Source organism: Lentzea sp. NPDC020367 (assembly GCF_044387305.1).
In the GTDB taxonomy this organism is placed as follows: Bacteria; Actinomycetota; Actinomycetes; order Mycobacteriales; family Pseudonocardiaceae; genus Lentzea.
The window spans coordinates 79,268-99,484 of sequence record NZ_JBIRVV010000023.1; the positions used below are offsets into that span (position 1 = coordinate 79,268).

At 71.3% G+C, this 20,217-nt stretch carries 17 protein-coding genes; 2 read left to right on the plus strand and 15 right to left on the minus strand.

Annotated elements, in window-relative coordinates:
- Window positions 1-7: 7 nt before the first annotated feature.
- The 4 genes from ACH413_RS44485 to ACH413_RS44500 form a co-directional block, all read right to left on the minus strand.
- On the minus strand, window positions 8-634 hold the full coding sequence (locus ACH413_RS44485; RefSeq protein ID WP_360039025.1) for a DedA family protein: 627 nt from the start codon (window positions 632-634) through the stop codon (window positions 8-10).
- Window positions 631-1,770 carry a dienelactone hydrolase family protein gene (locus ACH413_RS44490; protein ID WP_360039028.1) on the minus strand — a complete coding sequence of 380 codons (1,140 nt, stop codon included), beginning with the start codon at window positions 1,768-1,770 and terminating at the stop codon, window positions 631-633. Before ACH413_RS44490 ends, ACH413_RS44485 begins: the two co-directional genes overlap by 4 nt.
- Before the next feature lie 76 nt (window positions 1,771-1,846).
- Complete coding sequence (locus ACH413_RS44495) at window positions 1,847-2,503, minus strand: response regulator transcription factor (RefSeq protein ID WP_360039031.1); 657 nt, start codon at window positions 2,501-2,503, stop codon at window positions 1,847-1,849.
- Window positions 2,500-3,957, minus strand: coding sequence for a histidine kinase (locus ACH413_RS44500; RefSeq protein WP_360039034.1), 1,458 nt, complete (start codon window positions 3,955-3,957; stop codon window positions 2,500-2,502). The genes ACH413_RS44495 and ACH413_RS44500 overlap by 4 nt, the downstream gene beginning before the upstream one ends.
- A 134-nt stretch (window positions 3,958-4,091) precedes the next feature.
- Between ACH413_RS44500 and ACH413_RS44505 the strand changes: the two genes are divergently transcribed.
- Window positions 4,092-4,673: an NAD(P)H-dependent oxidoreductase gene (locus tag ACH413_RS44505; protein WP_360039037.1), complete on the plus strand. Its 582-nt coding sequence runs from the start codon at window positions 4,092-4,094 to the stop codon at window positions 4,671-4,673.
- A 6-nt stretch (window positions 4,674-4,679) separates the two neighbouring features.
- Complete coding sequence (locus ACH413_RS44510) at window positions 4,680-5,309, plus strand: helix-turn-helix domain-containing protein (RefSeq protein WP_360039040.1); 630 nt, start codon at window positions 4,680-4,682, stop codon at window positions 5,307-5,309.
- Here the strand turns inward: ACH413_RS44510 and ACH413_RS44515 are convergent.
- From ACH413_RS44515 to ACH413_RS44565, 11 genes are all read right to left on the minus strand, one after another.
- The gene (locus ACH413_RS44515) at window positions 5,272-6,177 is read right to left on the minus strand and encodes an arsenic resistance protein (RefSeq protein WP_360039550.1); all 906 of its coding nucleotides are present in this window, start codon (window positions 6,175-6,177) and stop codon (window positions 5,272-5,274) included. The two genes, ACH413_RS44510 and ACH413_RS44515, sit on opposite strands and share 38 nt — an antisense overlap.
- An 82-nt stretch (window positions 6,178-6,259) precedes the next feature.
- The gene (locus ACH413_RS44520; RefSeq protein WP_360039043.1) at window positions 6,260-7,132 is read right to left on the minus strand and encodes an alpha/beta hydrolase; all 873 of its coding nucleotides are present in this window, start codon (window positions 7,130-7,132) and stop codon (window positions 6,260-6,262) included.
- Window positions 7,129-8,085 carry a glycerate kinase gene (locus tag ACH413_RS44525; protein WP_360039046.1) on the minus strand — a complete coding sequence of 319 codons (957 nt, stop codon included), beginning with the start codon at window positions 8,083-8,085 and terminating at the stop codon, window positions 7,129-7,131. The genes ACH413_RS44520 and ACH413_RS44525 overlap by 4 nt, the downstream gene beginning before the upstream one ends.
- Window positions 8,078-9,127 carry a tartrate dehydrogenase gene (locus tag ACH413_RS44530; RefSeq protein ID WP_360039049.1) on the minus strand — a complete coding sequence of 350 codons (1,050 nt, stop codon included), beginning with the start codon at window positions 9,125-9,127 and terminating at the stop codon, window positions 8,078-8,080. The genes ACH413_RS44525 and ACH413_RS44530 overlap by 8 nt, the downstream gene beginning before the upstream one ends.
- A 57-nt stretch (window positions 9,128-9,184) precedes the next feature.
- The gene (locus ACH413_RS44535; protein WP_360039052.1) at window positions 9,185-10,066 is read right to left on the minus strand and encodes a LysR family transcriptional regulator; all 882 of its coding nucleotides are present in this window, start codon (window positions 10,064-10,066) and stop codon (window positions 9,185-9,187) included.
- 9 nt (window positions 10,067-10,075) lie between these two features.
- Window positions 10,076-11,800: an ABC transporter ATP-binding protein gene (locus ACH413_RS44540; protein ID WP_360039055.1), complete on the minus strand. Its 1,725-nt coding sequence runs from the start codon at window positions 11,798-11,800 to the stop codon at window positions 10,076-10,078.
- On the minus strand, window positions 11,793-13,451 hold the full coding sequence (locus tag ACH413_RS44545) for an ABC transporter ATP-binding protein (protein WP_360039058.1): 1,659 nt from the start codon (window positions 13,449-13,451) through the stop codon (window positions 11,793-11,795). Before ACH413_RS44545 ends, ACH413_RS44540 begins: the two co-directional genes overlap by 8 nt.
- Window positions 13,448-15,004 (minus strand): alpha/beta fold hydrolase, encoded by a 1,557-nt coding sequence (locus ACH413_RS44550; protein ID WP_360039061.1) that lies wholly within the window; start codon window positions 15,002-15,004, stop codon window positions 13,448-13,450. Before ACH413_RS44550 ends, ACH413_RS44545 begins: the two co-directional genes overlap by 4 nt.
- Complete coding sequence (locus ACH413_RS44555; protein WP_360039064.1) at window positions 15,001-16,581, minus strand: hypothetical protein; 1,581 nt, start codon at window positions 16,579-16,581, stop codon at window positions 15,001-15,003. Before ACH413_RS44555 ends, ACH413_RS44550 begins: the two co-directional genes overlap by 4 nt.
- Window positions 16,578-17,306, minus strand: coding sequence for a GNAT family N-acetyltransferase (locus ACH413_RS44560; RefSeq protein ID WP_360039067.1), 729 nt, complete (start codon window positions 17,304-17,306; stop codon window positions 16,578-16,580). The genes ACH413_RS44555 and ACH413_RS44560 overlap by 4 nt, the downstream gene beginning before the upstream one ends.
- Window positions 17,303-20,053, minus strand: coding sequence for a lanthionine synthetase LanC family protein (locus ACH413_RS44565; protein ID WP_360039070.1), 2,751 nt, complete (start codon window positions 20,051-20,053; stop codon window positions 17,303-17,305). The genes ACH413_RS44560 and ACH413_RS44565 overlap by 4 nt, the downstream gene beginning before the upstream one ends.
- Window positions 20,054-20,217 lie beyond the last annotated feature (164 nt).

Consider the following 20,217-nt stretch of genomic DNA (forward strand, 5'->3'; position numbering starts at 1 on the left):
GGCAACGCTAGGCGCCACCCCCGGACCGTTGCTTCTCGATTTCTGACCGCCTGCGCAGCAGCACCACCGCCACCACGACGACCACAGCGACGGCCGCGACCGTGCTCCCGGTGCCGATGAGCTTCTCGATCCGCCGGGCGGTCTCCCCCGCCGCCGCGCCGAGGCCGATGTGCAGCGCGCACCAGCCCGTGGCGCCGGCGAGAACGGCGGGCAGGAACGTCCGGTACGGCAGCCCGGCCGCTCCTGCCCCGGCGGGCAGCAGGGTGCGCAGCACCGGGAGGAAGATCGCGATCAGCACCGCGACCGCTCCCCGTCTGCGCAGGAAGTCCGTTGCACGGTCCCAATGCCGCGCGCCGTGCCGCCGCACGATCCGCGTCTCGCGCAGCCGGGCGCCGTAGCGCCGGCCGATCAGGAACCCCACCGAGTCGCCTCCCACCGCGCACACCGTGGTCACCAGCCACATCACCACGAACGCGGACGGGCTGGTGGCGGTCGTGCCGAGCACGAAGAGACCGGTCTCGCCGGGAGCGATGAACCCCAGGCCGAGCGTGCACTCGCCGAAGACGAGCAGTCCGGCGGCGACGACCACCCAGGCAGGCGGCAGCTGCGCGAGCCAGTCGAGGAACGCGGTCACGGGACGAGCCTCGCGTCCGGATGGGCGGGAGAGTCGCCGTCGAACAGGGTCGTGTGCTGCCCGCGCAGGTGCAGGCCGAAGAACGCGGCGAGGTAGTCGCGCTGAGCGGTCAGGCTCCGGCGCGGGTCGACGGTGCCGATGGCCGCCGCGAGTTTGTCAGCGGGCAGAGGGTGTTTCTGATCGATCTGAGGCAGCAGCACCTGGGCGTCGGTGAAGCTCGCGTGCTCCGCCTCCGGCAGGTAGACGTCCCGCTTCCAGCCTGTCGAGTTCGCCCAGAACGACGCCCAGTCCGGTGCGTGCGCGTGATTGTGCGGGTGCTTGTCCGAGCCGCTGGTCCCACCACCCATGAGCAGGAACGGCCGGTGGGCGCCCCGCGCGCTGGCCTGGCCGGAGTTCGGGTCCATGCTGCCGTCGAGGTTGGCGCCCGCGTCGATGCGCGGGTCGGTGAGCATGGCCTCGGCGGCGGTGAACCCGCCCATCGAGTGGCCGACCATGCCGACCCTCTCCAGGTCCATCGTGCCGGCGAGGGCCGTGGAGCCGAGCCGGTCCAGCACGAAGCTGGTGTCGCGCACGCGTTCCCGCATCATCAACGCCGTGTCCGCGCGGCTCACCGGGAGTTCCACGCGGTCGGGGAACTCGACGGGTCCGGCGAAGGTGTGGTCGACGGTCACGACGACATAGCCACGACTGGCGAGGTCCTCGACCAGCGTGGTGCCGAACGAGCGGGAGTGCCCGCCTCCCGGCGAGTAGAGGATCACGGGTCGGCGGCCGGGCAGGGCGGCGGCGGTCCGCGCGTGAGTTCGGGTGCCCGCGAAGTCGGCGACGCCGGGGTCCAGCCCGACCGAGGGGCCGGAGGTCTGGTCGTAGAACGCCGCGATCCCGGGGCTGAGGTGACGGGACGGGGCCTTGAGCGCGGGGATCGCCGGGTACCAGAAGGAGATCATCAGTTCCCGTGACCGGCCCGGCGCCCACGGGTCGGTGCGCGACTGGTCGACGAGGTGCAGTTCGGTGGTGCCCACGGGGAACGGCCCGGACGGCCTCGGCAGTGCCAGCGCGACGGGTTCGGCCGCGGCCGGAACCGCCATCACCGCCGTCAGCCCCACCGCCGCGACGACGGCCTCGTACCTGGTTCTCATGTGGCCAGCCTGTCGATCACCACCACCGACCGGCATCTGCCGAAGGCTGTCGTGGGGACTGGCCGAAAGGCATAGATCAACCCTGAACGACGAGCCCCGCCTCGAACGCGATGATCGCCGCCCGCACCCGGTTCGGCACCTCCAGGCGGCGCAGGATGGAGCCCACGAACACCTTCACCGTGCCCTCCACGACGTGCAGGCGCCGGGCGATCTCGGCGTTCGGCAGCCCGGCACCGACCAGCGCGAGCACCTCCCGTTCGCGATCGGTGAGCCTCGCGACGAGGTCTCGCGCACGGGCCGCGCCGGTCTCCCGTTCGCCGCCCAGCCGCCGGATCGCCCAGTGCGCGATCTTCGGCGACAGGTACGCCGCCCCCTCCGCCACGGCCCTGATGCCCGCGAAGAGTTCCCTGGGATCGCCTGTCTTGAGCAGGAATCCGCTGGCACCGCCGTCGAACGCGCGGGCGATGTGCTCGTCCTCGGAGAACGTCGTCAGCATGATCACGCCGGTGCCCGGGACGGTGCGGCGGATCTCCGCTGCGGCGGCGAGGCCGTCCATGCCCGGCATCATGATGTCGAGCAGCACGACGTCCGGCCGGTGCGCCTGAGCGAGTTCCACGGCCGCGCGCCCGTCGGCCGCCTCGCCCACCACCCCGAACTCCGGGTCGGCGCCGAGCACGGCCCGGACGCCGGCTCTGGTCAGCGGCTCGTCGTCGGCGAGCAGGACCCTGATCACCCCGTCACCTCAGCCGAGATGGCGCTGCGCGGCACGGTTTCCTTGAGCACCAACCGGTTCTCGGCGAAGCACAGGCGGAAGAACAGCCGGTCGTCGGTCTGCACGGCGGACCAGTGGTAGCGGCAGTCGGCGCCCTTCGGCGGGTCGGACAGCATGCGTTCGGAGTCCCCCAGGATCTGGAACGGTGGCAGCACGGCCTCGACGTCCGCGCGCGGCGCGCCGAGCTGGATCTGGTCGAACACCTCGGGGTCGAGGCTGTTGTTCGCGCCGACCACCGCGTAGAGGGCCATCGCCAGCACGGCGACCGAGGTGCCGATCAGGAGCGGTTTCCGCGCCACGCGGATCAGGTTTCGGCGAGCCGGCGCGCTGACGGTCGCCGGCCGCGCGTCGTGCGGTAGTTCCGCCACCAGTGCGAACCCGCCTTCGTGCGGTTCGGCGGTGAGCGTGCCGCCCAGCAGCCTGGCCTGTTCGGTCAGCCCTGCCAGCCCGGCACCTCCGCTCGTCGCAACGGAACTCCTCGTCGCCGGTCCATTTGCGACGGTGACGGTCGTGGTGTTGTACGAGCGTTCGACTCGCACGCTGACCGGTGCTCCGGGCGCGTGTTTGGCGGCGTTGGTCAGTCCTTCCTGGACGATCCGGCACACGGCGCGTTCGACGGCTTCCGGTGACGGCTCGGCCGGGGTCCACGTGACGTCCATGCCGGCGGCCGCGGCGCGTTCAACGAGTTCGCCGACGCCTGGCCGGTCGTCCCGCGGACCCAGCACACCGATGATCTCCTGCAGTCGCTCGGTCGCCGCCGCGACTCCCGCCCGGATCTCTCCGGCCGCGACCTGATGCCGTTCGGGCAGGTCCGGGGCCACCTCGAGAGCCGCGGCGCGCAACGCGATGAGCCCCCACTCGTGGCCGAGCGAGTCGTGCATCTCCCTGGCGATGCGGGCCCGTTCCAGCAACGCGGCCCGCTCCTGCCCCGCCGCCACGAGTGCGGCGCGCGACCGCAGGTACCGGCCGGCGAGCCACGGTCCCAGCACCACGACCAGCACGATCAGCACCAGCAGGAACCAGTCGTAGATCCCGAACAGCACGCCGAACCCGCCGCGCACCGAGCCGTCCGCCAGCACGCTGACCGGCAGCCCGGCGAGCAGCACGGCCGCCAGCGGCACCAGCACCGGTTCCGGCACCCGCCGCCCGGCCCGGAACCCGAACACCCCGGCCGCGAGGAACGGCCAGACCCACGGCGGGTTCGTCACGGTCGGCGCCAGGACCAGCGCGGGTATCGCCGCGGCGGTGACGAGCGCGCACAGCGTCCACACCGGAAACCTGCGGAAGAGCAGCACCGCGGCGGTCAGCAGGACCAGACCAGCGATCAGCCCGTCCCACGCTTCCGCCACCAGCGGCACCGCCAGGACCACCCACAACGCGGCTTCCCGCCACCGCAGCCCCCAGCCGCCCCTCATCTGGTCATCGTAGAAGACGGCCGTTGTGACCCACGGCACCGAGCTGGATGACAGGAAGCGGGGTAGAGTCCATTTACAGAAACGGGGTGCAGTCCGCTTAACCCCAAGATGGTCTCGGCAAAGGACTTCAGGACATGACACACATCGGAATCATCATCGGCAGCACCCGCCCCGGCCGGAACGGCGAGCAGGTCGCCAGGTGGGTCCTCGAGCACGCGGAGCAGCGCGACGACGCGACGTTCGAACTGGTCGACCTCAAGGACTTCCCGCTGCCCCACCTCGACGAGCCGATGCCCCCGATGATGGGCCAGTACCAGCACGACCACACCAAGGCGTGGTCGGCGAAGATCGCCGAGTTCGACGGGTTCGTCATGGTCACGCCCGAGTACAACCACTCCACGTCCGGCGTGCTGAAGAACGCGATCGACTACCTGTTCGCCGAGTGGAACAACAAGGCGGTCGGCTTCGTCTCCTACGGCGGCGTCGGTGGCGCCAGGGCCGTCGAGCACCTCCGTCTCGTCGCGGGCGAGCTCAAGCTGGCCGACGTGCGCACGAGCGTGTCACTGTCGATGTTCACCGAGTTCACGAACTTCACCGAGTTCCACCCGTCCGACTTCCAGGTGGCGACGCTGTCCACGATGTTCGACGAGCTCGTGGCCTGGAGCAGCGCGCTCGCCCCGCTGCGCGACCGCCAGCTCGCCGCGCAGCAGGCCTGACGTTCCGTGGAACCCGTCGCGCTGTCGTTGGCCCGGCCCCGCGAGGTTCGGGCCGACGCCGCGCGCAACCGCGCCCATCTGCTCGACGTCGCCCGCGAGATGGTCGCCGAACTCGGTGCCTGCAACGTCACCATGGACGGCCTCGCCGAACGCGCCGGCCTCGGCAAGGGCACGGTGTTCCGCCACTTCCGCACTCGTGCGGGCATCTTCCACGCCCTGTTCGACGAGGAGGAGAAGCGCTTCCAGCACCGAGTGATGACCGGGCCGCCACCGCTGGGGCCCGGCGCACCGGCGGTCGAGCGGCTGGTCGCGTACGGCCGGGCGCGGCTCGAGTTCCTCGTCCAGCACGCCGCGCTGGCCCGCGCCTCGCTCGACACCGCCCAGCCGATCCCCAGCGAGAGCCCGTCGCTGTTCCACGTCCAGATGCTCCTGGCGGAGGCCTGCCCGGTCGACGCGCGCAGCGGCATCCTCGCGCTCCAGCTCGTGGCCGCGCTGGAAGGCCCGATCCTGCTCTACCTGCAGGCCCCGGACGACACGCCCGACCCGACCCGGCTGGTGCACACACTCGGCGCCAGTTGGCAGGTCCTGGCCGAGCGCGTCACGGCAGCAGGCGCGGCACCACCCGCACGTAGATGACCATGCCGACCACCTCCACCAACGTCTGCGTGACCACCACGACGGCGGCGAGGTCGTCCGGCAACGCCAGTGCCAGCGGCAGCACGACCAGCGAGTTGCGCGTGGCCCCGGTGAACACGATCGCCCGCCCAGCGGCCACGTCCAGCCGGAACACCCGCGCGACGGCCACCCCGGCGAACGCCATGACCACCAGGAACGCCACGTAGAACGGCACCACGCCGACGACCTGCCCGAGGTCGTCGCCGAGCTTCGGCACCTGCGACGCCACCACGGCGAACAGAGTCGCGGCCATCAACGGCACCATCGTGGTGCTGATCGCGCCGACCCGCTCCCCCGCCACTGCCTGAGTGAGCCACGCCAGCGCCAGCGGAATCGCGATCAACACCACGAAGGCCTCGACGAACGGCCCGGGCTCGACCACCAGGCCGGTACCGAGGAACAGCAGCAGATAACCGGGCAACAACACCATCTGCGCGATCAACAGGAGCGGTGTGGCGGCGAGCAGGCGCTGACTGTCGCCGCCCGCCAGACCGCTGAACACGATCACGTAGTCGACGCACGGCGTGAGCAGCACCAACAGCACGCCCAGCCTGATCGCCTGATCAGCGGGCAGGAACGCGAAGAAGGCCGCGACCACCAACGGCACCACCACGAAGTTCACGACGAGTGCGGCACCGAGGAACCGTCCCGCGCGCAGCGAACGCCCGAGCTCGGCCACGGGCACCTGCAGGAACGTCACGTACAGCAGGGCTGCCAGAACGGGGTTGATGGCGTGTTCGAGCAGCGGCCCGGCGCCAGGAGCGGCCCAGCCGGCCGCGCCACCCGCGGCCAGTGCTCCGAGGTAGACGGCGATCTGATGGCGCTCCATGCCCGCGACGAACCCCGGCACATCGCCCTCCCGATCAGTTGATCAGGACGATATCGCCCAGGTCGTCGGCACGGCGCTCCACTCAGGACTGGAAGAAGTCCTTCAACGCGGCCGCCACCTCGTCCGGCCGTTCCTCGGGAAGGTAGTGGTCGCACGGCAACGCGAACCCGCGCACGTCCCGCGCGTACTGCCGCCAGACGTCCAGAACGTCGTAGTGGCGGCCCACGAAGCCGTGCGAACCCCACAACGCGAGAAGCGGTGCCTCGATCACGCCACCCTCGCTGTCGTGCTCCAGGTCGACGCCCGCGGCGGCGCGGTAGTCGGAGCAGGACGCGGCGATCGCGGCCGGGTCGGAGAAGCAGCGGACGTACTCCTCGACGGCGGCCGGGTCGAAGGGCGCGCCACCGTGGTGGCGGGCGTTCATGCGGGTGGTGATCCAGAACCTCGGGTCGGCGCCGATGAGGTGTTCGGGGATGCCGTTGCCCGCGGCCAGGAAGAACCAGTGGAAGTAGCCCAGGCCGAAGTCCTTGTCCGCGTGTTCGAACGTGTGGCGGGTGGGCACGATGTCCAGCACCGCCAGCGCGGACACGGCCTCGGGCGCGTCCAGTGCGAGCCGGTGCCCTACCCGTCCGCCGCGGTCGTGGCCCGCCACGCCGAACCGGTCGAAGCCGAGCGCGTTCATCACCAGCAACTGGTCGCGGGCCATGGCGCGCTTGGAGTACTCCAGATCGTCGGGTCCGGGGGCCGGCTTGGCGCTGTCGCCGTAGCCGCGCAGGTCGGTGAGCACGACGGTGAAGTCCGCGGTGAGCTTCGGCGCGACGTGGTGCCAGATCACGTGCGTCTGCGGATAGCCGTGCAGGAGCAGGAGGGGCGGGCCGTCACCCGCGACGGCACACCGGATGTTCACACCATCCGCGTCGATCGTGCGGCGGTCGAAGGGCAGCGGGACGCTCATGACGACAGCTCCAGTTCACGGCCGATCTCGGTGAGAAGACGGCGGCTGAGGTCGGGATCGTTGGCACAGCGGGGATCGCGGTCGGCGAGGGCGTACACCGCGGCGAAACCGGCGGCCCTCGTCTCTGCCGAGGTGAGGAGGCACCGGCCCACGACAGCGATGACCGGGGCATTCGAGCGCCGGGCCACGGCAAGAGGGAGCTTGCCGGACAACGTCTGCGCGTCGAGGCTGCCCTCACCGGTGATCACCAGGTCGGCCGAGAGGTCGAGATCCGCCAGATCGAGGAAGAACTCCGCGCCGGGACGGTAGCGGGCGCCCAACTGGAACGCCGCGAAGCCGAGTCCTCCCGCTGCACCGGCGCCCGGTCGCGACGCCAGCTCCGGATGCTCCTGCGCGAGCCGGGTCAGCCGCTCCACGAGCACCGCGACCTCGGCCGGGCCGGCGCCCTTCTGCGGGCCGTAGACGGTGGCGGCGTCGATCAACGGGTTGTCGACGTCGCTCGCGAGCACGAGTTCCACCTCCGGCACCCGCCCGTCGAGGGCCGCGAGCATGCCCGCGCCGCCGTCGACCGTCCCGGTGCCGCCGGCCGCGAGGACGATGGTCTTCGGGTTCCAGTCGAGCGCGTGCAGGATGGCCTCACCCACCCCGAACGTGCTGGCGGCGAGCGGATCACGACGTTCGCCGAGCCCGCAGATCGCCGCGGCCTCGACCAGAACGGTGTCGTCCTTCACCGCCAGCGGGGCGATCACCGGCTCGCCGAACGAACCCCGCACGGTGACGGTCCGGCGTTCGAACCCGGCTCGCACCGCGGCGTCGACGCTGCCGTCACCTCCGTCCGCCAGTGGCGCGAGCCGGGCGTTCCCGATGCCGGCCGCCAGCGCCTGCGCGACCTCCATAGCGGTCAGCGTGCCCTTGAACTTGTCCGGCGCGATGACGACCCGGCGCTCAGACACGGTCGAGTACTTCCTTGGTGAACTCGCCGGTCGAGGCGGTGCCGCCCAGGTCCGGCGTGCGGACGGGGGTCGACGCCAGCACGTCCGCGATCGCGCGCTCGACCTCGGCGGCGGCCCCGGGATGGCCGAGGTGGTCGAGCATCAGCGCGGCGGTCCAGATCGCGCCCAGCGGGTTGGCCACGCCCTTGCCCGCGATGTCCGGCGCGGAGCCGTGCACCGGTTCGAACATCGACGGGAAGTCGCGCTCCGGGTTGATGTTCGCGGACGGCGCGATGCCGATGCTGCCCGCGACGGCGGCGGTGAGGTCGCTGAGGATGTCGCCGAAGAGGTTCGAGCCGACGATGACGTCGAACCGCGCCGGATCGAGAACCACCTTGGCGCACAAGGCGTCGATGTGCTCGGAGTGCACCGTGACGTCCGGAAAGGACAGTGCGGTCCGAGCGACCACCTCGTCCCAGAACGGCATGGTGTGCACGATGCCGTTCGACTTGGTCGCGGACGTCACGTGCCCGCGCCGCTGCCCCGCCAGCCGGAACGCGTACTCGGCGATCCGCTCGACCCCGGCCCGCGTGAAGACCGACTCCTGCACGGCCATCTCCTCCGGGAACCCCCGCCCGAACCGGCCGCCGACCTCGCTGTACTCGCCCTCGACGTTCTCCCTGACCACGACCAGGTCCATCGCGCCCGCTCCGCGCACCGGGCTCTCGACGCCCTCGAACACCTTGACCGGCCGCAGGTTCACGTACTGCCGGAAGCTCCGCCGGATCGGGATCAGCAGGCCCCACAACGAGACGTGGTCCGGCACCGTCGGATCGCCGACCGCCCCGAGCAGCACTGCGTCGTGATGCCGAATCCGGTCGAGCCCGTCGGCGGGCATCATCGCGCCCTGCTCGACGTACCGCGCGCAGGACCAGTCGAACTCGTCGTAGGCGAACGCGATGCCGTGCCGCCTGCCGACGGCGTCGAGCACCCGGCAGGCCGCCGGCGTGACCTCCTGGCCGATGCCGTCCCCCGGGATGAGCGCGATGCGGTGAGTGACCATGGACCCGACTACACCACCGCCGCCCGGACCGCGTCCAAGACGCAGGTCCACGCAGCGTTAGAGGCTCAGGCTATGAGCGACGTCGAGGAACGCGCTCGCCGCCGGAGTCAGCTCGCCCAGTCCCGTGACCAGCGCCAGGTGCAGATAGCGGGCGGGTTCGAGGGCCAGCACGAGCGCTCCTGCCTGGCTCGCGAGCGGCGCCCACGACTCGGCCAGCACGGCGATTCCGACGCCGCCGAGCACGAGCGGCAGGATGGCCTCCCGGTGCTCGGTCTCCACGACCTCGGTGAGCGCCACGCCGCCCGCGCGGATCTCGTCCACGACCCGCCGCATGCCGGTGCCGGGCTGGCCGACGATCAGCCGTTGCCCGGCCAGGTCCTCGTGGCGCACGACGGTGTCCGGCGCGAACGGGCCGTCAGCCGGGCAGACCAGCACGAACCGCTGCCGCCCGAACTGTCGCACGTGGACTCGCGCGTCCGCGAGCGGTTCGCCGGCGCCGAGCAGGCCGAGCTCGGTCCGTCCACTTCGGACCTCGTCGATGACGTCCTCGGCGGTGAAGGCGGCGCGCACCGACAGGGACAGGCCGGGGTGCTTCTCGGTGACGGCCTTGATGATCCGGGCGAGCGGTTCGACGGACTGCGACGGCATCGCCGCGATCTCGACCCGTCCGACCCGCAGGTCCGCGACCTCGGCAACGCTCGCCCGCGCGGTGGCGAGCACCCGGACGACCTGCCGCGCGGGCGCGATCAACGCCTCGCCCGCGTCGGTGAGCACCAGGCGACGGCCGACGCGGCGGAACAGGTCGATGCCGAGATCGCGTTCGAGCGCCCGGATCGCCTGGGACAGCGACGGTTGCGCCACGTACAGGGCGGCGGCGGCCTTGTTCACGCTGCCGTGGTCCACGACGGCGAGGAAGTAGCGCAGCTGCCGGACGTCCATTCCCGCAGGTTAATCGGCGAACGCGTTGGCCTGCGACCGGTAGAGCCGCGCGTAGCGGCCGTTCTCGGCCAGCAGTGCCCGGTGGGAGCCGAGTTCCTCGACACCTCCGCCGGCCAGCACCACGATCAGATCCGCCGATCTGACGGTGGAGAAGCGGTGCGTGACGAGGATGGTGATCACGCCGTCGGTGGCACTGGTCATGCTGTTGAACAGGGCGTCCTCGGTGAACGCGTCCAGCGACGCGGTCGGTTCGTCGAAGAACCGCACCAGCGGGGTGGTCCTGGCCAGGCCGCGGGCGAGCGCGATCCGTTGCCACTGGCCGGTGGAGAGGTCGGTGCCGCCCCACGACGTGCCGAGCTGGGCGTCCTGGTCCAGCACGTCCGCGCCGGCCCTGGTGATGGCGTCGCGGACGTGCCCGGTGTCGTCGAGATGTTCGAGGTCTCCGACGCCGACCGCGTGCTGAACCGTGAACTCGAAACGGGCGAAGTCCTGGAACGCCGCGGCGAGCCGGGCGCGCCACTCGTGGACGTCCAGGTCGGCGAGGTCCACGCCGTCGACCGTGATCCGGCCTTCGGTCGGCTCGTACATCCTGGTCAGGAGCTTGACGAGGGTGGTCTTGCCGGCGCCGTTCGCCCCGACGACGGCCAGCGCCGCACCAGCCGGAATGGTCAGCGAGACGTCGCGCAGCACCCACTTGTCGGTGCCGGGATAGCGGAAGGACACGTTCTCCAGCCGGATGCCCTGGACGATCTGTTCGGGCGCGCGTCCGGTTCCGGACGCCGTGTGGGCGTGGTCGGTGAGCCAGAGGAAGCGGCTGACCGTGTGCAGGGTGCGGCCGAAGCCCGCGACGGCCTGGATCGGCCAGATCACCGCGGTCTGCACCTGCTGCCCGAGGTAGATCGCCAGCACCACGTCACCGGGCGCGGACCTGCCCTGGATCGCCTGGTGCAGCACGAATCCGACGGCGGCGATCACGCCGATCACGTAGAGGACCTGCTGGGCGAGCGAGAGGATCGCGACCTTGCGTTCGGCGTGCTCGATCGGCCGGCGCTGGGCGCTCCAGAGCGTGCCGATGCGGCGTTCGAGGTTGTCCGCGAGCCCGAAGAGCCGGATCTCCACGGCGGCATCCCGGTCCTGGGCAACGAATCGCAGATGCCGGGCTGTGCGGCCGGGCAACGCCGACTCGTCCTCCGCCTTTGCCCGCCACCGTTGCTGGGCTTTCGTGATCAGCAGGGCGGGCAACGCGAGCAGCACCAGCAGCAGCATCGCCGGGTGCGCGACGACCAGTAGGACGAGGACCGTGAGACCCGCGCAGAGCGCCTTGATCGTGACGGCGAGGGCGCTCATCGAGTTGCCGAGCTGACCTTGGCGCTGCCGCAGGATCTCAAGCTGGTCCTGGTACTCGGCGCGTTCGAAGTGTTCGAGGGTGGGCAGTTCGGCGGACAGCCGCGCGATCTCGGTGTCGAAGGCGTGCGCGACCTTCTCCCCCAGCACCATCCGCCACTGGCTGGCCGACAGGTCGAGCTGCCAGCCGAGTCCGGCGCCGAGCACGAGCGCGGCGACACCGGTGACGACCTGGCGGATGTCGTTCTGGATCACGCCGTTGGTGAGCATCGCCAGCCACAGCCCCGAGAGCAGCACGAGGGTGTTGCCGAACGGCTCGGCGATCATCGCGAGGGTCAGCCTGCGGTCCACCCGCCACGCCATCGCGACCAGGACGCGGATCTCACGCATGGCTCACCTCCGCGAACCGTTCTGCCTGCAGGGAGTACATCGCGGCGTACTGCCCGTTCGCCGCCATCAGTTCGGCGTGGGTGCCGTCCTCGGCGATGCGGCCGTCCGCGATGACGACGATGCGGTCGGCGTGCTTCACCGACGCCAGCCGGTGCGACACGAGAATGGTGGTGATCTCGCCGGCAAGTTCGCTGAAGCGGGCGAAGAGTTCCTCCTCCGCCAGCACGTCCAGGTTGGCGCTGGGCTCGTCCATGATCAGCGTGCCGGACTCGACTGCGCGGAGAGCCCTGGCCAGCGCGACCTTCTGCCACTGGCCACCGGAGAGGTCGCGGCCGTTCGGGTGCGACGACGACAGGACCGTGTCCCAGCCGTGCGGGAGGTCGTCGAGCAGGCCGCTGCCGCCGGCCCGTTCCAGTGCTTCTTCGGCGCCTCCCTCGCCGAACCCGATGTTGTCCTTCAGCGAGAGTTCGAAGCGGGTGAACCGTTGCACGATCGCGCTCACCTTGCCGGGCATGGCGATCTCGCCGCTGTCCGGCTGGTAGATGCCGCACAGCAGGTTGACGAGCGTGCTCTTGCCCGCGCCGTTCTCGCCGACGATGGCCAGCGACTGTCCTCTCGGGACCGTGAGGTCGATTCCCCTCAGGACGGGCTTTCCGGGATATCCGAAGTGGACGTTCGTGAGCTGAATGGCCGGCGCGCTCACCTGCGGTCGTGCGGGGGCCGCGGTGAGGCGCCGGACGAGCGTCCTGGCCAGTTCCGCGACCTTGCGGGCGCGGGCCAGCGGGATCTCGGCACCGAACACGTAGCCGAGCGCGCTCGTGGACAGCACCGCCTGGGCGTAGACGACGATCTCCGCCGGTGTGGTGGTGGTCCGGGCGATCGCGGTGAGGACGACGAGATGGGCGAGCAGCACGCCGCCGGTCGCGGCGAACACCGTGCGCATGCCCAGCTTCCGTCCCGCCCACACGACCTCCAGCGCGCCGAGGTAGGAGTCGCGGTACAGCGGCACCAGCCACCCGGCCAGGCCGAACACGCGGATCTCCTTGGCGGCGGGGCTGTCCACGGCGAGGCCGCGCAGGTAGCGGGCGCGGCGCATCGCGTTCTCGCCTTGCTGTGCGCCGAGGGTCATGCCGTGGTCGAGCCACTTCCGCACGCCGAAGCTCAGGCCGCGCCAGCCCAGGAACATGACGATCGGCGCCCACCAGGCGAACGTCGCCAGCACCACGGCCGCGCCGACGCCGGTCGCGCGTTGTCTGAGCAGCTCCTTGAGAGCGGTGACGGTGCCGACGAAGCCGTCGACGCGTTCGAACTCGGCCAGCGCGCCCAGTTCTTTCGTCGTCTTGGGGTCGATCAGGTTCGCGGCGCTCGTGCGGAGGGTGGCGCCGACGACCGTGTCGTGGATCGTGCGGGCGAACCGGCCGTCGAGAACCGCTGCTTCGTGGTCCAGGACCGCGGAAAGCACGGTGCCGACGAGGAGCGCGGTGCCGAACAGAGCGAGCCCGAACGTGGCTTGCGCGGGGTCGTCCGGGAGTCCGGCGACGAGCACGCCCGACGCGGCGATGGCGGCGGCCGGGGCGAGGCCCTGCAGCACCGCCAATACGCAGAACAGGGCGAACCGCCAGCGGCCTGCCTGCCAGAGCAACGTCTTCACACCGACACCTCCTCACGCACGGTGTGGGCCACCAGGTGCGCCACGACGGCAGCGGTCCACGCGGCCATGTCCGCTGGTTCGTGGCCGTTCCCCTGCTGCTCCACGTAGCGCTCCGCCCCCAGCCGCTCCACGAAGGCCCGCGACTGCCCGACCGGAACCCGGTCGTCGCCTTCGCTGTGCCCGATCAGCAGCCGTGGCGCGGTGAACGGCCGGTGGATCGGGCTGCGTTCGCGCAGCTCGTCCGGCTCCTCCGCGAGCGCGCCGAGTTCGGTCCTGAGCCACTGGCGGTGCAGGCCGGTCGCGGACTCCAGCAAGGCGTTCAGGTCCGTGACCGGTGCCCACACCGCGACGGCGTCCACCAGGCCGGGTGCGGCGGCGAGCAGGGCGAGGTAGGCGCCGTAACTCTGTCCGTACAGGCACAACGGCCGGTCGCCACGCAGTTCGCGCAGCCGGGCGACCACAGCCGCGACGTCGGCGCCGCCCCAGTCGCCGACCACGACGTCGCGGAACGAGTCCGCGTAGCCAGAGCTGCCGGGGTAGTTCATGCCGATGACGGTCCAGCCCGCGTCGATCAGCGCGGCGATCATCGGTTCGTGGATCTGCCTGAGCTGGCTGCGCGGGCCGCCGTGCAGGTGCAGCACTACGCCGCCGTGCCCGTTCTCGGGTTCGTAGAGCCATTCCGGCGACTGCGCCGATTCGCGGTGCCGCCAGCGAACGGTGATCTCCTCGCGCTGCTGGCCTGGCAAGGGCCGCATTCGTCCACTGTGGATTTCCCAGCGGACGAGCGCGGGTGAGGCGGCCGGGGACTGCTGGCGGCCGAGCAGGTGGCGTTCGTCGGCGGTGAAGGCCAGGTCCGTGGCGATGCCGTGGTCGGGCACCGGCGTTCCGATGATGTGACCATCCGGATCCAGCACCTGGTAGACGTACCGGTGGTCGGTCCAGGCCATCGTGAGAAGCAGGCCGGACGGCGAGACCGCGATGCCCCCGCTTCCCTCTTCGTACCACCGCGTCTGGCCGGTGGTGAGATCCAGTACGCCCGGCACTTCGCCCTCTCCCGTCAACGCGACGAGCGGGCCCTCCCCTGCCGCCGACACCGCGTCGAGGTCGATCCGCTCGCCGTCCTGGATCAGCGTCACGCCCCGGTCGCTGGTGAAGACCAGGGTGTTCCGATCCCACGCGGCGACCGAGCGCACGCCCTCGGTGCCGTCGAGGAGCCGGTAGCCGCCGTCGTCGGGGCGGTGGACGCACAGCATCGGGCGGCCGTCGCGCACGACCGCGATCAGCGCTTCCTCGCCGTCGTACCGCAGGGTGCGTCCGACCACCGGATGCGATGACGTCAGCATCCGGCGGTCGGTGTCCAGGAGGCCCAGTTCTCCCCGGCGGCGCAACGCGACCAGGGTCGGGGCCGCCCAACCGGCGACGTGCCAGTCGCCGGCCGCGATCCAGTCCGTCGCGGCCAGGTCCGCGCCGCCGTCCGGGGCGACCGCGACCAGGCCCACCTCGCCCGGTCGCGTCAGGGCGAGGAGGTCGCCACCCGGCGAGAGCAGTGTCATGCCGCACCGGCCAGCAGACCCCGCAGTGCCAGGAGATCCTCAGCGACGACGGCGTGCGCGGCACGTTCCCGCAGCAGTGCTTCGGGCTGTTCGCCGAGGTTGCGCAGGACCGCGTCGACGACGTCCGGCGCGCCGCGGCGCATCCGGCTGACCGCGGCGAGGTACCAGCGGGCCGCCTCGGTGGTCGCGCCGGCAGCCAGTCGCAGGTCGGCCAGCCGGAAGCACACCGCGGAGACGGCCTTCTCGCTCGCCTGGTTCGTGTCGGCCGCGCGGTCGAACAGGTCGAGCAGGCGCGTGGCGACCGTCTCCGCCTCGGCCTCCTCCCCCGCGTCCAGCAGCACCCGTACGAGGTCGGACGCGACGTAGGTGGCGTTGGCGACGTCGTCCGCGATGCCCCACGCCTGCCGGTACAGGCCCATGGCCTCGGGGGTGCCGCGGCGCAGTTTGGCCAGGTTCGTCAGGAGCTGGACCTGTTGGTCGGCAACGGTGTCGTGGCCTTCCAGCAGCTTCAGTGCGGACCGCATGCTGGTGACGGCGCCGTCGAAGTCGCGGTCGCGGTAGAGGGCGAGGGCGGCGCCGTTGAACGACGCGGCGACCTGGGTGATCGGAACATCCAGTTCGCGGGCGCGGGCGAAGCACCGCGCGGCGGACGAGCGCTCGGCCGGGTCGGGGTCCTTGGCGAGCAACTGGCCGAGGCTGTAGGCGAGCATCGCCTGCTGAGCCGGTGCGACGTCCCACTTCGCGGCCTGACCGAGGATCAGGCCTGCGAATGTGCCGGAGACCCGGCGGCGGTCCGCGACCAGTGCCGCCAGGTAGGCGCTCGCCGCCGTGCCGTGCGGGACGTCGTCGGATCGGAGCGCGCGCCGGTAGAGGTTGCCCGCGTAGCGCGACAGGACGCGCCCCTGACCGGCAGCTTCGGCGGCGGCACCGGCGGTGAAGGCTTTCAACGCCAGCATCGGATCGGTGAGCAGCGCAGCCGTCGACAGCGGCGCGGACGAGGTCGTGACGACCTCCGCGGCCAGTTCCGGAGTGATCGGCAACGGGCGCGCGACCGGGGTGGCGTAGGTGCGCAGACCGTCCCTTGTGGACGTCACGGCGTGGACGAGCGAGTCGTCCCAGCCGTGCGCGGCCTGCCAGGCGCGGAACTCGTTCTCCGGCACCGCTCCCCCGGCCAGGCGGAGCATCGCGAGGATCTCGTCGCCTTCGCGCGGCAACGCAGTGCGGATGTGCCGGAGCACGGTCACCGATTGCGCTTCCCCGCGCATCAGTCGCATGCGGCATTCCTGCAAGAACCGCACGTCGTCGTGCGTCGGCGCACCGAACAGTTCGACCACCACGGCCCGTTTGCCGCCCTCGGCCAGCCACTCACGCACGGCCCTGACCTCGGCACGCAGCCGCGCCTCGCGTTCGTCGTGGCACCTGAGCAACGCCGTGGTCAGGTCAGCGGGTCCGTCTTCCTTCAGCCACAACGGCCGTCCGGCGGACAGGTAGTAGCGGACCTTCCCGTGTCGCGCGCGCAGGTCGGCCAGCACGCCGGGAATCCACGCGGACTCGACCGACAGCACCGTCACGCTCATGACGTCACCCGGCTCGCCTTGAGCGTCGCGCGGTCCTGCACGAAGCCGATCGACCGGTACAGCCGGCGCGCCGTGAAGTTCTCCGCCATGACGTTGAGGCGGCAGTCCGCGTAACCGGCGGACGCGAGCGCGAGCATGCTGCGCACCAGCAACGTCTTGCCGAGGCCCGCTCCCCGTTGCCCGGACTCGACCACGAGGTGCCCGATCAGCGGCACACCCCGGTCCTCCGACACGGCGATCGCGCCCTGGGTGCCGTCGGCGACGATCCGCAGGCTGGCGCCGTCGATGAGCGGCCCGTACTGCCCGGACACGATCTCCTGGAACACGCCGCGGTCGTGGTCGTCGCCCGGCAGGTCGTCCGTGAACGGCGCGATCCGGTACCCGACCGGCAGCGCCCGTTCGAATGACGCGATCATCTCGCTGTCGAGCTTGACCCACATCGGCACGATGCGGCCGCAGTCCGTGCCGCCGACGTCCCAGAACTCCGGGTGGACCGCGACGATGTCGTTCATCCCCAGTCCCTGGAGGTGCACGAGCACTTCCGCCAGATGCGCCACGGTCGCCGGGTCGTCGCGCTGCGGCAGGCATTCCGTGACGTACGTGAGGCCGGGGGCCGGCCGCACGACGCACTCGAACACCGTCTCGCCGTTGCGCTTGGTGATGACGCGCCGGTTGGGCCCCCAGTCCACGACCATCTCGTGGACCAGGAGGTCGGTGAGGTTCACGGTCGCTCCTCGAGTCGCAGGGTCAGTGGCGAACGGGCGACGTGGCCCGCGAGCCGAAGCCGGAACGCGTGCACGCCGGTGTAGCCGCGCATGTAGTCGGGCCGGGGCACGCCGAGGCCTTCCGGCGCCCACTTGACGGCGAACCCGTCCCGGAACCGCAGCGCGTCGAGCTTGCGTCCGATGTGGACGGCGCCCTCGTGGAACTCCTCGTGGTCCGCCGCCAGGTCGAGCAGGAAGTCCCCGTCCCCCGCCAGCCCGTGGCATCGGCAGGTGCTCCCGAACGGCCGCGCGGTCGTGATCGCCCGGCCCGCCTCGATCGCGCCCCGGGTCAGGTCGTCGTCCCCGGTGTGGCGTGCCAGCGCGTGCAGCAGGATGCCGACACCCGCAGCGCCGTTGCACCAGTGCGACCAGACGGTGTCGCTGTTCGGCTTGTGCGGCCAGGACAGGCCTCGCGCGGCGGGCACCGCGTTCGCGAGCAGCGCACGCCCGGTGGCGACGGCCAGATCGACCGCGACCGGATCGTCCACGGCTCGTCCGGCGTGCAGCAGGAAGTACGCGACACCCGCGCTGCCGTGCGCGAACCCGTGGAACGCCGAGCCGTTGTTCGGCCAGGCGGGAATGCCGTCCTTCGTCGACACCCCGGCGAGGATCTTGACGATGATCCTCGAGACCTCGTCCGCTCCTTCGCCGGTGGCGCGCAGCAACGCCGTTCGCGCCAGCCCGACGCCAGCCCAGCCGTGGGTGATGTCCCAGCCGTGGACGTCGATCGCCGTGAGTTCGTCGGCGAACCTGAGCGCTTCCCGTTGCCACAGCTCGGGTTCGTGGCCGGCCCGTGCCAGGTCGGTCATGAGCCACGGCAGCGAGCCGAGGCCGAAGTACAAGCCGGGCGGGGTCTGGCCGGGGACCACGGGGGTGTTCTCGACGGTCCAGGTCAGGAGCTTGTCGGCGTGCTTGAGCCAGGTCCGGTCGCCGGTGGCTTCCGCCAGGTCGAGGTAGAAGCGTGCGATGCCGGCCGTGCCCGCCATGAAGGAGGCGGGGTGCATCGAGCCGGGAGCCCAGCGCTGGGGCCACGGCCAGGGATGCCGATCCCACTCGGCGAGGCGGACGAGCTCCTCACCGGCCTCGACCGCTTCCTCGACCGTCGAATCGACGCCGCTGACGGGGTAGCCCGTGCGTTGCGCGGACCACTTGTCGAGCGCGACCTCGTCCGGTCCGGCCGGCTCCGTGCCGCTGGTCAGCTCGTGGCGCCGTGGGTCGAAACCGACCCCGCCGTCGGATCCCGGAGTGTCGACGAGCTTCCCGTCCTCGCCAACCGTCGAATCGACGTCGCCAGAACTGTCAGACCCGCTTGAGATGATGGGAGTGGGGGCCTCACGCACCCCCCGGAGGGGGCGAGGGTGGATCGATTCCGCGCCATCACCCAACCGGGTGCGAATCTCGTCCAACGCCGCGTCCACCCCGCCTGGGGCGAAGGCGTCCAGCACAGCCGACAGGTGCGAGGCGTAATCGACGTCCCGCCCCAGAAACGGATCGATGCCGGTCAGCACGTAATGCCCGACAGCCGCGAGCGCGTACTCCGTGTCCGCGACCCAAGGCGCGGAAGCCGGCACATATCCAGGCGTGTGCGCGACGAACGGCGGCTCCGGCGAGTCGACGAGCCCGGCGTGCTCCAGATCGATCACGGCCAGCCGATCCCCGTCGACCATGATGTTGTTCGGCGTCAGGTCGAGCAGCCGGATCCCGCGAGCCTCGACCGCGGAGACCAGCCGCCGCACCCCGTCCAGCAGCTCCAGCAGCGAGGCCGGCGACACCTCCGAACGGTAGTTCCGGCGCTCCACCTCGGCCCGCAACGTCCGTCCCGGCAGGAACTCCTGCACGAGGTACGCGTTGTCCTCCTGGTGGAAGAACGCCAGCGGCTCAGGCGCGAGCCCCGACCCGCTCAACGCCCGCAGCAGCTGCCACTCGTTGCGCAGGGCGGTGCGCGAGTCCCGGCCGAGCCGGTCGGGTGTGGTCCCGATCCGGGCTTCCTTCAGCACCGCCGGCACTCCTCGGTGCAGGACGCGGAACACGCCACCCTTCACCGACTGCCGCAGCACCCCCTGCACGACGATCTCGCGCCCGAACAGCCCGCTGCCGGGCCTGGCCAGGAACGCCCGCGGCCGTGCGGGCACCAGGTCGTCGATCCAGTCCGGCGCGGCCACGCCCGGCGCGCGCCGATCTTCCACGCGGCGGCCGGACGGGTCGACGAGCACGTACTTCAGGCTCTGCTCGACAGGATCGAAGACGCTCTGCCCGACGAACGCGCCGTAGCGGAGGTAGACGTTGCTGTGCGGCCGGAACCGGCGGTCGGACGGGACGACGGGCGCGTCGAACTCGCGGGTGACCGCGTCCAACGCCGCCGCTAGCGACTCGACGTCCGACTCCGGGTAGATGGTGATGAACTTGCCGGACTGGGTCAGCGGGGAGGGCGGCGAGCTGAGGTCCATCAGCTTGTCGACGGACCGCGCGGCCTTCCAGCGCAGTGACAGCGGAACGACGACGGCGGCCACCCGGCGCAACACCTCGGCGGCGTGCAGGGGCGAGGCACTCACGTGGATCTTCCAGCCCTGGCGGCGGGCCGGACGGTCGGCCACCGGGTCGAAGTGCCACCAGAACGGCTCACCGCGCACGGTGTAGGTGTCGGCGCAGGCGGCGGCGATCTCGCCGGCCTCGCGCCGGATCGGGTCCGGGGCAACGCGTCGTCGCATGACACTCACCTGCCTGAGAAGGGACTTGCGGTGGGGCCCCCCAAAGCGGCCCCCCCCCAAAAACCCGCTACCGGGAGGTGTTGGGGGGGGTGCACGGGGCCAGCGGGGCCCGGGGGTTTTTCAACCAAACCCCCCCGGCGGGCAACAAACCCCAAGGGAGCCCG